A 14,272-nucleotide genomic window follows, 5' to 3' on the forward strand; every position below is an offset into this window, starting at 1 on the left:
ACGGCGGGGCCGTGGGTGCGCCGGCCCCGCCCGTCGGTCAGCCCCCGGTCGCTCCTCCCACCACGGCGTCCGAGCTGGTCCCCGGCTCGGCCTGGGGCTTCGGCGCCAGCCCGCCCAACGCGTCGCCCTGGTCGTTGACGCGCAGGACGAACGGTCTGAGTTCGGTGTAACGGACGACGCTGACCGAACACGGCTCGACGACGATCCGTTGGAAGGAGTCCAGGTGGATGCCGAGGGCGTCGGCCAGGACCGACTTGATGACGTCGCCGTGCGTGCAGGCCAGCCACACGGCGTCCGGGCCGTGTTCGGCGGTGATCTGCCGGTCGAGCTGGCGCACGGTGGCGACGGCCCTGGCGTGGACGTCGGCGAGGCCCTCCCCGCCGGGGAACACCGCCGCGGAAGGGTGGTGTTGGACGACCCGCCACAACGGCTCCGTGCTCAACGCGCCCAGTTCGGCGAGGGTCCAGTCCCCGTAGTCGACCTCCAGCAGCCCGTCGTGCACGGCGGGCTCGAGGCCGCGGGCCTGCTCCAGGGGGCGCAGCGTCTCGAGGCAGCGTTGCAGCGGTGAGGTGTGCACGGCGGCGAGGGGAACGTCGCTGAGCCGACCGGGGAGCGCCGCGGCCTGGGCCGCGCCGTCCGGGTCCAACCCGATTCCCGGGGCTCTCCCGGCGAGCAGGCCCTGGCTGTTGGCGACGGATCGGGCATGGCGGAGCAGGATGAGGGTGGCCACGTCCGTCGAGCCTAACCGGGACCACGGGCGCCGGCCGCCCAGCGAGAACCCCCTGCTCCGCACGCCGCTGCTCCCTCGGCCGTTCGGCGGTCCTCCTCCCCACCAGGAGGTCGTGTCCCGCATCACATCGGTCGGGGTGTCGGTCGCTGTCACGGCACGCCTCGCTGTCCCGTCCAGGAGGTGACGGTGACGCTTCCCGCTGCCCACGGGGCGCGGGGAGCGGCGGCACGACTCCGTTCGACGAACGGAGAGCGAGGAGGAGTGAGATGACACCCCGGATGACGATCGACCCCACGTCCCCCGCCTACCGGGCGATGCTGGGGCTGGAGCGCTACCTGGAGTCCAGTCCCCTGCCCCGGACCACCCGTGAGCTGGTCAAGCTGCGCGCCAGCCAGCTCAACGGCTGCGGGTTCTGCGTGGACATGCACAGCCACGACGCGAAGGCCGGCGGGGAGACCGACGAGCGGCTCTTCTCGGTGGTCACCTGGCGGGAGGCCCCGTTCTTCACCCCCGAGGAGCGGGCCGCGCTCGCCCTGACCGAGCAGGCCACCCGCCTGGACTCGGACGGGGTGTCCGACGAGGTGTGGGCGGACGCGGCTCGGTACTACGACGAGGAGCAGCTGACCGCGTTGGTCACCGCGATCGCCACGATCAACGCGTGGAACCGGTTCGGTGTGACGTTGCGGCTCGTACCCGGCTCACACCGGAAGTGAGGCGCGCCCCGGTGGCCGGAGCACCTCCGGTCACCGGGGGTTCCCGGTGGCGCCGATCCCCGCCGGCGTTGTCCCCGTCCTCCGGGGCGCCGGGACAGCAGGGCCGCCGCGATCAGGGCGACCGCGACACCCAACACCGCGTACCCGGACAGCACCCCCACCGGTCCGGCGATCGGGGCGTCGCCGAAGTAGGCGGTGTCGCGGACCAGGGTGGTGCCCGCACCCGGCGGGAGCCAGGGACCGACGGCCCGCCAGAAGGGCGGGAGCAGCGAGGCGTCGTAGGCCCCGCCCGCGCTCGGGTTGCCCAACACGACGAACGCCAGGATCGCCACCCCCACGCCCACGACGCCGAACAGCACCTGGAGGGCCATCGTCGTCGCGCCGGACGCGAACGCGACGAGCGCGCCGACCCACCACAGCACCAGGACGTTCCCCGAGGGGAGGGCATCGAGCACGGGGCCGACGATGAGCGCTCCCCCGAGACCGGAGAGCACCGCGTACCCGGCGAGGACGGCGAGCCGGACTCCGACCCTGGCGGGCCGTGCCCGGTGCTCACCACCGGCGAGCCCCATGATGGCCGAGGCGAGGTACCCGCCGAGCATCCAACCGATGACCAGGTAGAACGGGGTGAGGCCCCGGGCGTCGCCACTGGCGGCGGGCACCACGTCCCGGGTCTGGAGCTGCCGGCCCCGCTCCTGCTGGACGGGGGTGAGCACCCCGCGCACGGCCTCCCCGACGGAGGCTCCGGCCGCGGAGGCCACCAGCACGGTGTCGGTGTCGGAGTCCGGGTTCGCGACGATGGCAGCGTCGACCTCGCGTCGCTCGAGCCGTGCAACGGCGGCCGCCTCATCGTCGACGACGTGGGCGCGCAGCGGCTGACCAGGCAGGTCGTCGAGCTGTTCGGCGAGCTGGTCTGCCTGGCCGGGGGGCGCGACCACGGCCACCGGGACCCGCTGCGGGGTCGGGGCGTGGAAGGCTCCGGCGTAGGAGAGCACGAACGCCAGGTGCAGCGCGAGAACCGCCAACACCAGCAGCACGGCCCTCGGGGTGAGGGCGTCCCGGAGTTCGGCCGCCGCGCCGCCCGGGGGCGTCGCCGGACGGGCTCCCGGGGGGTGCGGTTCCGATGTCCCCATGTCCCTCCCTCCCACGGCCCTCACCCGGGCCCCGGGGCAGCGGGGCAGCGGGTGGCACCCGGACGCTAACCGCTGGTCGGTGCCCTCGCATGACCATCCGTGGGCACCGGACCCGGCCAGCGGGTCACGGCCGGCCCCGGGTGCCGCTCCGTCCCGGCCCGGGAGGGATGCGGCAGGGCACGTGTCCCCAGCACTTCACGGCACCCACGCTGGGCCGTCCGGAGGAGACCGGCACCCTCGGCGAGATCGCCGGTGTGAAAGCCGGGATCGCGGGGTAGTTGGCCGTCGAGAGGCCGGTGACGATCACGACCGGCCGCGAGATGAGGAGGACATCATGGCCCGACGTGCCCTCACCGCCGGTTCCCTGGCCGCCGCGTTATCGCTGGCGTTGGTGGGATGTTCCAACGGCGAGGAGACGTCCCCGGATCCGGCGGCCCCACCACCGGCGGACCAGACGGTGGAGGAAGCGCCCACCTCGGACCCGGCCGAGGAGGGGGAGCCGGTGACGGTGCCCGACGTGATCGGTCTGGACGGCCGGGACGCCGAGGACGCGTTGGACGAGGCCGGCATCACCGAGTTCGAGTACCGGTCGGTGGACCCCGAGGACGACATCATCGTCGCGCCCGGGAACTGGGTGGTCGACGAGACCGATCCGGAGGCCGGAACCGAGATCACCGCGGAGGACACGGTGACGCTCCAGGTCAGCAAGCTGGAGGAGTCGACGGAGCCCTCGTCCTGACCGACATCCCGAGGTCATCCCGGTCGCCGGGGGCCAGCGTCCGCGCTCGGCTCCCGGCGGCGACCGACACACCCACCGCCGTCCCCGCCACCGGGCGGGGCACCGTCAGGTCGCGTCGATCACGCCGGTCGCGAGCAGGCCGAGGACCAGGCAGCCCAACGCGATCCGGTACCACACGAACAGGTACACGCTGTGGCGCTCCACGAAGCGAAGCAGCCAGGCGATGCACGCGTAGCCGACGACACCGGCGATCACGGTGGCCACCACCATCTGGATGCCGGTGGGTTGGAGCCCTGGCCCCCCTTCCTCGAACACCTCGGGGAGTTCCGACAACCCGGAGGCCACCACGGCGGGGATCGCGAGCAGGAACGAGAACCGCACGGCGGTGGGACGGTCCAGACCCAGGAAGAGCCCCGCGGTGATCGTTCCGCCTGACCGGGACACGCCGGGGATCAGGGCGAGGGACTGGGCGAATCCCATCGCCACCGCGTCGCGGCCGGTGAGCTGGTCCATCGACCGCCGTTGCCGCCCGATCCGCTCCGCCAGGCCGAGCAGGATCCCGAACACCACCAGCATCGTCGCGATCAGCCAGAGGTTGCGGGCCGTGGTGCGGATCTGGTCGGCGAACAGGAGGCCCAGGACCCCGATGGGGATCGAGCCGATGATGACGTACCAGGCCAGCCGGTAGTCGGCGGTTCGGCGCACCTCGGTGTCGCGGAACCCCCGGAACCAGGTCGTGACCAGGCGGCCGATGTCCCCGGCGAAGTAGACCAACACCGCCGCCTCGGTCCCGAGCTGGGTGACGGCGGTGAACGAGGCCCCCGCGTCGGCGTCGAAGAACAACTCGGAGACGATCCGCAGATGTCCGGACGAGGAGATCGGCAGGAACTCGGTCAGCCCCTGCACGATCCCCAGGACGAGGACCTCGACCCATGTCACCTAACCGACTCCTGACGCATCCCATGCCTCAGCCGCGATCCGCAGCGTATCCGCAGCCTGCGTGACGTCGGGGACAAGCGGGTTGACCGCGAGTGTCGTGACGCCGGCGCCAGCGAGAACAGTCATCCGTTCGGTGATCCGTTCCTTGGGGCCCAGCAGCGAGACGGCGTCGAGGAACTCCAGGGGCAGGGCCGCCATCGCCCCGGCGTGGTCGCGGTCGAGGTAGCGGCGCTGCACCTCCTCGGCCTCGCGCTCGAATCCCATCCTGGCGGCCATGTCCCGGTAGAAGTTCTGCTTCCTGCTGCCCATGCCCCCGACGTAGAGGGCGGCGTGGGGGCGGACGGCGTCGGCGCACCGTCGCCAGTCCGGTCCGACGACCAGGGGGACCGAGGCGACGACATCGAAACCGTCGAGATCGCGGCCGACCCGTTCGCGGCCGGCCCGCAGAGCGGCCAACGAGGCGTCCGCGTGCCCGGGTGCGAAGAACACGGACAACCAACCGTCGGCGACCTCTCCCGCGAGTTCCAGGTTCCGGGGGCCGACCGCGGCGAGGTAGACGGGCAGGTCGGGGCGGGGCGGGGCCATCGTGAGCCGCAACGCCTGACCGGGGCCTTCGGGCAGCGGGAGCTGGTAGTGCCGCCCCTCGTACCGGAGGCGTTCCCTGCGCAACGCCGCACGGACGATCTCGACGTACTCGCGGGTTCGGCCGAGGGGGTGGGCGAAGGGCACGCCGTGCCACCCTTCCGACACCTGCGGGCCGGAAACGCCGAGGCCCAGCGCGAACCGACCCCCGGTGAGGGTGTCGAGGGTCGCGGCCGTCATGGCGGTCATGGCCGGTGTCCTCGCCGGGATCTGCATGACCGCGCTGCCCACCTCGATGCGCTGCGTACGAGCCCCGATCCACGCCAGCACGGTCGGCGCGTCGGACCCGTAGGCCTCGGCCGCCCACACGATCGAGTAGCCGGCCCGTTCGGCGGCCACCGCCAGTTCGAGGCGCTCGGCGTCCTCGGCGCGGCCGAAGTAGCCCAGATTCAACCCAAGTCGCATCGGCGAACCCTACCGGCCAGTAACGTGAGTTGTCAGCGGCCAGGCGGTCCAGGAGCACTCCGTCATCCAGCGGGAACGCCGCGAGGCATCTAGGCTGCGCGGTCGTGGAACACCGACAGCTCGGTCACAGTGGACTGCGCGTCTCCCGGCTCGCGCTGGGAACGATGGGCTGGGGCGAGGAGACGGGCACCGAGGAGGCGGCGGAGGTGTTGGCCGCCTTCACCGAGGCCGGCGGGACCCTGGTCGACACCGCCGACGTCTACGGTGGCGGCGCCGCCGAGACCACGGTGGGAGAACTGCTCGACAAGGTCGTCCCCCGCGACCAGGTGGTGTTGGCGACCAAGGCGGTCGCCCGGCGCGAGGACGGCCCCTTCGGGGGTGGGGCGTCCCGAGGCGCGTTGCTGGCGGCGCTCGACGGTTCCCTCCGCAGGCTCGGCGTGGACCACGTGGACCTCTGGCAGCTCCACGCGTGGGACGGGCACACGCCCCTGACCGAGACCCTGGCCGCCGTGGACCACGCGGTCACCAGCGGACGCGTCCGGTACGCCGGGGTGTCGAACTACGCGGGGTGGCAGCTGGCCACCGCCGCGACGACCCAGCACCACCGCCGCCCGTTCGGGGGCACCCCGATCATCTCCGCCCAGGTGGAGTACTCGCTCGTGGAGCGTGGCGTCGAACGGGAGGTCGTCCCCGCCGCCGAACACCACGGCGTGGGCCTGCTCGCGTGGGCACCACTGGGCCGGGGTGTGCTGACCGGTAAATACCGCCACGCCACCCCTCCCGATTCTCGTGGCGCCTCCGAGAGAATGGCCAACTACGTCGAACACCACCGGAACGACCGTACCGCGCGAATCGTGCAGGCGGTTGCCACCGCGGCAGAGGGACTTGGCGTCAGCCCACTCGAGGTGGCCCTCGCCTGGGTACGCGACCGACCGGGGGTGACGGCATCCGTCGTCGGTGCCCGCACGAGGCACCAGCTCACCACCTCGTTGAACACGGAACACCTTCACCTCCCCCTGGCGATCCGCGCGGCGCTCGACGACATCAGCTCCCCGCCCGTCGGGTACCCGGAACACCACCTCGTCCAGTGAAACCGCCCCATGCCTCCCAGACAGGACCGAGCGGACAGAACACCGATCCCGCGCTTTTCCACCACCACCGGAATCCGGTGATCCCATAGGCGTCGATTGTCCGGAAAATTCTCGGCGGAAACGCGTACTCATTCCTTCGCGCAACAATTAACGTAAGCATGTGAGCAACTCCAACAGCGCATTAGGGCTGTCGCGGCGCAGACTGTTCGGCCTGGGTGGAGGAGTCGCCGCCACCCTGGCCGTCGGAGCGTCCGCGGCGAGCGCGACGACCAACACCACCGGTGGCACCACCCACCTCCCCTCGCACGGCCGCCGGCGTCCCCGCACGGCCGACGAGGCCTGGACCGCCCTGCGCGCCGGCAACGACCGGTTCGTACGAGGCGACCTCCGACACCCCCACCAGAGCGTCGAACGCCGCGAGGACCTCGCGGACGGGCAGGACCCGTTCGCCACCGTCCTGGCCTGCGCCGACTCCCGCGTACCGCCGGAGATCGTCTTCGACCAGGGGCTCGGCGACCTGTTCACGGTGCGCTCCGCAGGCGAGGTACTCGACGACGCGGTCATCGGCAGCATCGAGTACGCCGTCGAGCACCTCCACACCCCCCTCGTCCTGGTGCTGGGCCACTCCGGGTGCGGAGCCGTGCAGGCCGCCGTGGACCTCGTGCACAACGGAGCCGAACTCCACGACAGCATCAGCTACCTGGCCCACTCCATCGAAGCCGGCGTGCTGCGCACCCCACGTGTGGGCAGCGACGCCGAGTACCTGCGGGCCTGCGTGGAGGAACAGGCGCGGAGCGCGGCCCGCACCCTGCGGGAACGCTCCGCGATCGTCCGCCACCTCGTCGACGGTTCCGGGGTGCGGGTCGTCTCCGGGGTCTACGACCTCGAGACGGGTCGTGTCGACCGTCTCTGACCCCCTCGGACGTCACCGCGACCCACTGGGGATGAGTGCCTGGGCGCGGCACCGCGCCCAGGCCACCGCCAGGTAGGCGAGCCTCCGAACACCTCGTCGCCCCCAGATGGCGCGGCAGCCCAGGGCTCGTGAGCGCAGGAACGGGAACCGCCGCTCCTCCCCCACGGCGGCCCCACCCGCGCGGCACCACCACCACCCGCCCGGCGCGAACCTCCACCCACCGTCGAGTCCCGCGCCCGAATGGAGGCCACCGGGGGCCGGCGTACGGCTCTCACCGGCACCACGACGGGACGGTCCCCCGCCCGCCCCGCGACCGGGCCTGCGCGTGACCCTCCGCGACCGATGGGGGATGCTGGACGAGTACTCGCCCAGGTCGGCCGCCCGACCTGGACCGCGTCTCGAGCCGAGGAGAGTCAAGCGTGCGCCGCCTGGTCGGGATTCTCGCCATCACCACCGTCGGCCTCACCGGGTGCTTCGGGGTCGAAGCCCAGGACGAGGCCGCCGAACAGGCCGTCGAACCGGCCCGGCCAGCCGAGGCCCCAGCCGCCGACAGACCAGCCGGGGACGTCATGGACCTCGCAGGCGATGTCACCGCACTCGTCGCCGACCCCGACAGCCGCACGCTGGCCGCTCTCGTCGAGGACCAGCTGCTGGTCCTCCCCCTCGACGACCCCGAGGGAACCGCCGACGAGGTCGACCTGCCAGGTCCCGGTGCCAGCGTCTCCCTCGCCGCCCCGGGTGGCCCGCTGCTCGTGTCCGTCCCCGACGCCGAGCTCCTGGTCGAGGTCGACCCGGACACCCTGGGCACGCACGAACGCCCCACTCCACTGCCGGCCACCTCCGCGACCCGGTTCGACTCCACCACCGGGCTCGCACACGCCGAGGAAGGCGTCGTCACCCTGGACCGCGGGGACGAGGCGGTCCGCGTCGAGGGCTTCCACCAGCCGGTGGAGGTCATCGCCGCCGAAGGGCGCGTCTTCGTGCTCGACGTCGCCGAGTCGGCCGTGATCCGGCTCGACGAGCAGGAGCGGGAGAAGGGGCTCGGGCTCCGCGCCGGAGAGGGAGCCACCAACGCCGTCACCGACAGCTACGGCCGCATCCTGGTCACCGAGACCCGGTCCGGTGAACTCCTGGCGTTCTCCGCCGAACCGTTCCTGCTCCGTCAGCGCTACCCGGTCCCCGGAGCCCCGTACGGGATCGCCTACGACGAGGAACGCGACCTCGCCTGGGTGACCCTGACCGAGACCAACGAACTCGTCGGGTACGAGATGCTCGGCGGCGAGCCCGTGGAGGTCCACCGCTTCCCCACCGTGCGGCAACCGAACGAGGTGGCCGTGGACCCGAGCACCGGGGCGGTGTTCGTGGGCTCGGCGGCCGGAGAAGGGATACAGGTGGTGCGACCGTGACGGACCAGCCGGTGATCGACGGGGACTGGGAGTACCGCCCGCTGCGACTCCCGCCGGGGGTGTCGAGGCGGGCGGCCAGCACCCAACTGGCGATCCACGCCGAGTACGCGGGGTGGGAGCTGTCGCGAGTCCTGCTGTTCGGTGACGGCACCCGCAAGGTGTGGCTGCGTCGGAAGCGGACGACCGTCGGCATCCCCGGCCTGCACACCTGACGACCACCCGCCACGTACCCGGCCAGCTCACCGCCACCGCGGCGACGAAGGACCACTCCTCGCCCGTCCGACCCGGCCAGGGGCCATCGCCACCTCGGGCGGCCGTCCGGGACCACCCGCCGGGCGGGCGCCGAACCACCCCACCCGCCCGGCGAACAGGCCCCGGGCGGTCAGGACGAGCGCAGGAAGCGGTCCAACACCCGGACCCCGAACTTGAGGCCGTCGACGGGCACCCGCTCGTCCACACCGTGGAACAGGGCGGAGAAGTCCAGGTCAGCCGGGAGCCGGAGCGGCGCGAACCCGAAGCAGCGGATACCCAGCCGGCTGAGGGCCTTGCCGTCGGTACCCCCGGACAGCATGTAGGGCAGCGTGCGCGCGGCCGGGTCCTCCGCCGCGATCGACGAGGTCATCGCGTCCACCAACGCGCCGTCGAAGGTGGTCTCCACCGGAGGCAGCCCCCGCCACTCCCGCTCGACGTCCGGCCCGAGGATCTCGTCGAGCTCCCGCTCGAAGGCCTCCTGCCGACCGGGCAGGATACGGCAGTCAACCGTCGCCTCGGCCACCGACGGGATCACGTTCGCCTTGTACCCGGCCTGGAGCATCGTCGGGTTCGCCGTGTCCCTGAGGGTGGCACCGACGATGCGGGAGATGGCGCCGAGCTTGGCGACCGAGCCCTCCAGGTCGTCCTCCGGGAAGTCCCACCCCGTCATCTCGCTCACACCGGCGAGGAACTCGCGAACGGAGTCGGTGAGCACGATCGGGAACCGGTGCTGCCCGAGACGGGTGACCGCGGCGGCCAGCTTCGACACCGCGTTGTCCTCGTGCAGCATCGACCCGTGCCCCGCACGGCCCCGAACGCGCAACGTCATCCAGGCGATGCCCTTCTCGGCCGTCTCGACCAGGTAGGCCCGCACCCCGTCCTTGAAGGTGACCGAGAAACCACCGACCTCGCTGATGGCCTCCGTGACGCCCTCGAACAGCTCCGGGCGGTGTTCCACCAACCACTGCGAGCCGTACCAGCTACCGGCCTCCTCGTCCGCGAAGAACGCGAACACGATGTCCCGGGGCGGCACGATCTGGTTGCGCTTGAAGTGCCGGGCCACCGCGATCGACATGCCCAGCATGTCCTTCATGTCGACCGCGCCGCGACCCCACACGTAGTCGTCCTGCACGGCACCCGAGAAGGGGTGGACCGACCACTCGGAGGCGTCGGCCGGGACGACGTCGAGGTGGCCGTGCACCAGCAGGGCACCTCGCGAGGGGTCCGACCCCGCCAGCCTCGCGATGACGTTGGCCCGCCCGGGAGCACCCGACTCGACGTAGGTCACCTCGTAGCCGACCTCGGACAGCTGTTCCGCCACGTACTCGGCCGCGGCCCGCTCCCCCACCACGGTGTCCGCATCACCCGTGTTGGTGGTGTCGATCCGGATCAGCTCGCTGGTGATGCGGACGGCTTCGTCCTCGGCGAGGCTGAGCCCTGACGGAGTGTTGGTCTGCTCGCTCACCTGCACTTTCTACCACCCTGACCCGTTTGAGGGGGGTGGTGGAAACGACCTTGGAGGCATGGTCTAATCTATGTACAGCAACGGCGGAGAGCCGAAGCGAGCAAGTCCGAGTGGCGGAATGGCAGACGCGCTAGCTTGAGGTGCTAGTCCTCGCAAGAGGGTGGGGGTTCAAGTCCCCCCTCGGACACGTACTATAACCCCAACTGTGCGGGTCGAGATTCGTCTCGACCCGCACAGTTCGTTTTCCCGGGTGGTACACGGCCTGGAGCCGCAGACGGCGGTACACCTCGGCCTTGTCGTCAGGTCCGCCGCACCCAACACGCTCCGCAGGTCTCCCATCTCCTCGAGAACCGCGTGAAGCTCCTCGCCGGTCCACACCCGCCGCGCTCCCGCCGTCGTGGAACGGCTGAGTGCCTCAGCGCGCCGCGCCTGGGTCTCCGCGATCCACTCGGCCACCAGGCGCGCGTCGGCACCAGCCTCCAACGCCGCCCTGTGACGACGCAACGCCCTGTCGCACTCCCCAACCAGCCGGGCCGCTGCTGTCTCCACCGGGTCCTCCTCCTTCTCCCGCTGGGCGGCGCACAGCGCGTCCACGGTGTCGGAGATCCGGTGCGGGGCGAAGGACCTGCTCAACCAGTCATCGAGCGGCCCCAGGAGGTCCCGCTCGGCAAGGTACACGTTCCTGGGATGTTCGACCTTGTTCGCCAGGCCGTACTCGTTGGGGAACCGGTACCTGGACACCGTGAACCAGACCGCCATCGACCAGTGGTTGACCGCCACTCCCACCGACGCCACCTACGCCGCGCGGGAATTCCTTCACTGGGCACGGAAACACAATCTCTCCGGCGCGGTGAGCATCCCGAAGAGGCCAATCCGCAGCAGTCCGCAGCCCATCACCGAGGACGATCGCTGGACACAGCTGCGTCGTTGCCTGCACGAACAGGACTTGCCCCACCGAGGTCCGCGCGGCTGGCGCGCTCGTCCTGCTCTTCGGGCTCGCGGTCAGCCGCGTCACCGCCCTACGCCACTCCGATATCCACACCGCCGCCGACGGCACCAGCTGGCTGCAGATGACCCAGCACCGACTGTTGCTGCCGGATGCGGTCGCCGCCCTGCTTCACACCCAGCGCGAGCACGGCACCGGCGCCGCCATGCTCACCCGCACCGACACCGACGGACCGCGCTGGCTGTTCCCCGGCGGACTACCCGGACGGCCCGCCCGCGACGCCCTCTACCGCGCCCTGCGCAAACACCTCCCCGTCCACCTCCGCCGCGCCCGCAGCGCTGCCCTCGCCTCACTGGCCGCCGAACTCCCCGCCGCCGTCCTCGCCGCCGTCCTCGCCGACCTCCTCGACCTCAACATCCACACCGCCAACGCCTGGGCCAACTACGCCCAACACGACCGGACCACCTACCTCGCCGCCCACACAGCGTCCCGGCGCGATCGTTGATCACCCAATCCATCACAGTTGACTATGACCCCACAGAGGGTTATAAATGGGGTTAGTTAGACCTTGCTTGATGGAAGGAGGGGCTGCGATGCCGAAAATCAACGTGTATCTACCCGATGACCTGGCCGACGGAGTCAAGGCAACTGGGGTGCCTGTCTCGGCGATCTGTCAGCGGGCGCTGGAGCAGTCGGTTCGGCGCGTGAGCTCGATCCGGGCAACCGTGCTGGGTGACCTGGAGGCCAACGACCCAACGGCTGAGCTCTCGCAGTTCACCGAACGCACGCGCACCGCGATCAAACTCGGTATCGAGCAAGCGCGGGAGAGCCGGACCGCCAGTGTCGGCACGGAACACCTCCTGAACGGAATGCTCACCGAAGGGACCAATCTCGCCCTGCACGTGCTGCACGCCATGGAGGTCGATCCCGCTCACGTGGGCCGGGCGCTGGCCAACGCCTCGCCAGCGCCGGAGAGTTCCGAAACCCCGGCGGCGACACAGTTCAGCGGTCCCGCAGCCAACGCGCTGGAGTTGACAGTGATCGAGGCTCTCGGGCTGGGACACAACTACGTCGGCTGCGAACACCTCCTGCTCGGCCTGATCAGCGAATCCGACGGCACCGCCGGGCACGTACTGCGGGAGCTGGGCATCGACCTGCGCTCCACCCGCCGGACGGTCGTGGCCGCACTCACCGGCTACACCCACCTCCGTGCCCAAACGAGCACCACATCCCCGGCGGATGCGGCGACCATGATCGCCACCATGGTCCGTCAGGAGCTGCGCCCCATCGTCGATCGCATCGAGCGACTGGAGCAGCAGACTGGCCTGACCGCCGAGGAGGGTTAGGTGTCCGCTAAGGACCCGCTGGTGCGGGAACTGCGGCGAATCCTCCTGCGTGCCGGGATAACCCTGCTGGCTGCGCTCCTGGTGATCGTCATGACGGGAGGGATGTGATGTCCCGCGTGCTGCTCGTGGCCACCGGCGACACGATCGCCTACCTCCAGCACTCCGGCCGGCCCGCGATCGCGACCGGAACCGAACTGCTCTCCGCCGCAGGCGCCCACATGCCAGCAGTCGACGTGCATGCCGAGGACGTCATGGCCGAGCCCAGCTGGGACACCTCACCAGCCACGATGCTCACCCTGGCACGCCGAGCGCACACCGCCCTCGCCAGCGACGGATTCGACGGCGTGGTCGTCACCCACGGCATCGACACCCTCGAAGAAACGGCCTTCCTCACCGACCTGACCACCGGCCCCGTCGCCGCACACGGCGGCATCGTGTTCACCGGCGCCAGCCGCTGCCTCGACGAACCCGGCAGCGACGGCCCGCACAACCTCGCCGCCGCCATCACTACAGCCGCTGACCCCGCAATACGTGGCCTCGGAACTCTTGTCTGCTTCAACCGCGAACTGCACGCCGCCCGCTGGGCAACTCTGACAAACACCACCAGCGCATCGGGGTTCTCCTCAGCACCGCACCCACCGCTCGGGCAGGTGACCCGCACAGACGGCATCACCATCACGGCAGCCCCGCCAGCCCGCCCTGCTCCCATCGAGGCACCACCCGAAACCGACGTCGCCCTGATCAAGACCTATCCAGGCATCACGCCATCACTGCTCACCACCGCAGTCGATGCCGGCGCGAGAGGCATCGTGCTCGAAGGCACCGGAACAGGGAACGTCCCCGTCGAACTGTTCACCACCATCAGCGAACTCACCGAATGGGACATCCCCATCGTCCTCGCATCCCGCGCTCGCACCCATCCCACGGCCCATGCCCACCCGCACGATGGAACCGGACTCGCCACCAAAGTCGGCGCCATCAGCGCCCGAGGCCTCACCCCCACCCACGCACGCATCGCCCTCATGGTCGCCCTCGGAGCCGGTGGAGTAGAAGCAGTACGCGCATGGTTCGAGGAACTCTGACCAGCGCCCAGCCACCGAAACCGGCCGAATACCACATGGCTTGAATACTGTTACTCCGCCAGTTCGATAGGGCCCGTTGTCCCGGCCCCGCCCTCGGCGGGTCCAAACCAACACCGCACCCTCATTCCGCACTCGGCTGCTGGCCGGCATACTGGTACGGAGGCAGTCGGTGGTGGCACGAAGGGGCAGCAGGAAAGTGAATGAGAATCAACCCTGCCGCTCGTAAGGCCGTAGGTCAGGAAGTGTCGTCCCGCGCACTCGGGGCTGTTCCGCTCCTTCCAGCGGGTCCCGGTGCCACGGGGCCGTCGTCCCCGCGCACGCGGGGCTGTTCCGCCGGCCGGCTGGCCGGCGGCTTCGCCTACGGGGTCGTCCCCGCGCACGCGGGGCTCTTCCTGCGACCAGAGGTGTACCGGGGGTTGTCGAGCGTCGCGCGGACCTCGCTGCCCTACCTGCCAGCGACAGGCCGGTGC

The 14,272-nt window shown here is 70.9% G+C and carries 15 protein-coding genes and 1 tRNA gene; 10 read left to right on the forward strand and 6 right to left on the reverse strand.

What is annotated here, in order from left to right; all coding sequences use genetic code 11:
• Positions 1 to 37: 37 nt before the first annotated feature.
• Entirely contained in the window at positions 38 to 730 is a 693-nt protein-coding gene (locus tag G443_RS04005) for a histidine phosphatase family protein (protein WP_026417984.1), read from the reverse strand.
• A 266-nt stretch (positions 731 to 996) separates the two neighbouring features.
• On the opposite strand from G443_RS04005, the gene G443_RS04010 reads away from it, so the two are divergent.
• On the forward strand, positions 997 to 1,443 hold the full coding sequence (locus G443_RS04010) for a carboxymuconolactone decarboxylase family protein (RefSeq protein WP_026417983.1): 447 nt from the start codon (positions 997 to 999) through the stop codon (positions 1,441 to 1,443).
• Here the strand turns inward: G443_RS04010 and G443_RS04015 are convergent.
• Entirely contained in the window at positions 1,335 to 2,576 is a 1,242-nt protein-coding gene (locus tag G443_RS04015; RefSeq protein WP_253860119.1) for an ABC-2 transporter permease, read from the reverse strand. The two genes, G443_RS04010 and G443_RS04015, sit on opposite strands and share 109 nt — an antisense overlap.
• Positions 2,577 to 2,910: 334 nt before the next feature.
• Between G443_RS04015 and G443_RS04020 the strand changes: the two genes are divergently transcribed.
• Positions 2,911 to 3,315, forward strand: a complete 405-nt coding sequence (locus G443_RS04020; protein WP_026417981.1) for a PASTA domain-containing protein — start codon at positions 2,911 to 2,913, stop codon at positions 3,313 to 3,315.
• Positions 3,316 to 3,420: 105 nt separating this feature from the next.
• On the opposite strand, the gene G443_RS04025 is transcribed toward G443_RS04020, so the two are convergent.
• Both G443_RS04025 and G443_RS04030 read right to left on the reverse strand, forming a co-directional pair.
• Complete coding sequence (locus tag G443_RS04025) at positions 3,421 to 4,254, reverse strand: undecaprenyl-diphosphate phosphatase (protein WP_026417980.1); 834 nt, start codon at positions 4,252 to 4,254, stop codon at positions 3,421 to 3,423.
• Positions 4,255 to 5,301 (reverse strand): LLM class F420-dependent oxidoreductase, encoded by a 1,047-nt coding sequence (locus tag G443_RS04030; protein ID WP_026417979.1) that lies wholly within the window; start codon positions 5,299 to 5,301, stop codon positions 4,255 to 4,257.
• A 104-nt stretch (positions 5,302 to 5,405) separates the two neighbouring features.
• On the opposite strand from G443_RS04030, the gene G443_RS04035 reads away from it, so the two are divergent.
• From G443_RS04035 to G443_RS04050, 4 genes are all read left to right on the forward strand, one after another.
• Positions 5,406 to 6,392, forward strand: coding sequence for an aldo/keto reductase (locus G443_RS04035; protein WP_026417978.1), 987 nt, complete (start codon positions 5,406 to 5,408; stop codon positions 6,390 to 6,392).
• Between the two features lie 160 nt (positions 6,393 to 6,552).
• Positions 6,553 to 7,305: a carbonic anhydrase gene (locus tag G443_RS25315; protein WP_026417977.1), complete on the forward strand. Its 753-nt coding sequence runs from the start codon at positions 6,553 to 6,555 to the stop codon at positions 7,303 to 7,305.
• A 419-nt stretch (positions 7,306 to 7,724) separates the two neighbouring features.
• Positions 7,725 to 8,711 (forward strand): YncE family protein, encoded by a 987-nt coding sequence (locus G443_RS04045; protein WP_026417976.1) that lies wholly within the window; start codon positions 7,725 to 7,727, stop codon positions 8,709 to 8,711.
• Entirely contained in the window at positions 8,708 to 8,923 is a 216-nt protein-coding gene (locus G443_RS04050; protein ID WP_016697990.1) for a DUF5703 family protein, read from the forward strand. The genes G443_RS04045 and G443_RS04050 overlap by 4 nt, the downstream gene beginning before the upstream one ends.
• Positions 8,924 to 9,093: 170 nt before the next feature.
• Here the strand turns inward: G443_RS04050 and G443_RS04055 are convergent, their stop codons facing one another.
• The gene (locus G443_RS04055; protein ID WP_026417975.1) at positions 9,094 to 10,434 is read right to left on the reverse strand and encodes a M20/M25/M40 family metallo-hydrolase; all 1,341 of its coding nucleotides are present in this window, start codon (positions 10,432 to 10,434) and stop codon (positions 9,094 to 9,096) included.
• Between the two features lie 98 nt (positions 10,435 to 10,532).
• On the opposite strand from G443_RS04055, the gene G443_RS04060 reads away from it, so the two are divergent.
• Positions 10,533 to 10,615, forward strand: a tRNA-Leu gene (locus tag G443_RS04060).
• Here G443_RS04060 and G443_RS04065 read toward each other — a convergent pair.
• Positions 10,597 to 11,214, reverse strand: coding sequence for a hypothetical protein (locus G443_RS04065; protein WP_155886056.1), 618 nt, complete (start codon positions 11,212 to 11,214; stop codon positions 10,597 to 10,599). The two genes, G443_RS04060 and G443_RS04065, sit on opposite strands and share 19 nt — an antisense overlap.
• Before the next feature lie 284 nt (positions 11,215 to 11,498).
• Between G443_RS04065 and G443_RS04070 the strand changes: the two genes are divergently transcribed.
• From G443_RS04070 to G443_RS04080, 3 genes are all read left to right on the forward strand, one after another.
• Positions 11,499 to 11,879, forward strand: a complete 381-nt coding sequence (locus G443_RS04070; RefSeq protein WP_026417974.1) for a hypothetical protein — start codon at positions 11,499 to 11,501, stop codon at positions 11,877 to 11,879.
• A gap of 88 nt (positions 11,880 to 11,967) precedes the next feature.
• A complete protein-coding gene (locus G443_RS04075; protein WP_026417973.1) occupies positions 11,968 to 12,720 on the forward strand; it encodes a Clp protease N-terminal domain-containing protein in 753 nt (250 codons plus the stop codon).
• Positions 12,721 to 12,827: 107 nt separating this feature from the next.
• A complete protein-coding gene (locus G443_RS04080; protein WP_035291623.1) occupies positions 12,828 to 13,802 on the forward strand; it encodes an asparaginase in 975 nt (324 codons plus the stop codon).
• Positions 13,803 to 14,272: the final 470 nt, after the last annotated feature.

The organism is Actinoalloteichus caeruleus DSM 43889, from assembly GCF_000429185.2.
GTDB classification, from domain to species: domain Bacteria; phylum Actinomycetota; class Actinomycetes; order Mycobacteriales; family Pseudonocardiaceae; genus Actinoalloteichus_B; species Actinoalloteichus_B caeruleus.

What these genes read in the sequence shown, in the direction of transcription:
- G443_RS04010 (WP_026417983.1), top strand. Translation starts at nt 997, where the DNA reads ATGACACCCCGGATGACGATCGACCCCACGTCCCCCGCCTACCGGGCG.
- G443_RS04015 (WP_253860119.1), bottom strand. Translation starts at nt 2,576, where the DNA reads ATGGGGACATCGGAACCGCACCCCCCGGGAGCCCGTCCGGCGACGCCC.
- G443_RS04020 (WP_026417981.1), top strand. Translation starts at nt 2,911, where the DNA reads ATGGCCCGACGTGCCCTCACCGCCGGTTCCCTGGCCGCCGCGTTATCG.
- G443_RS04030 (WP_026417979.1), bottom strand. Translation starts at nt 5,301, where the DNA reads ATGCGACTTGGGTTGAATCTGGGCTACTTCGGCCGCGCCGAGGACGCC.
- G443_RS04070 (WP_026417974.1), top strand. Translation starts at nt 11,499, where the DNA reads ATGACCCAGCACCGACTGTTGCTGCCGGATGCGGTCGCCGCCCTGCTT.
- G443_RS04075 (WP_026417973.1), top strand. Translation starts at nt 11,968, where the DNA reads ATGCCGAAAATCAACGTGTATCTACCCGATGACCTGGCCGACGGAGTC.
- G443_RS04080 (WP_035291623.1), top strand. Translation starts at nt 12,828, where the DNA reads ATGTCCCGCGTGCTGCTCGTGGCCACCGGCGACACGATCGCCTACCTC.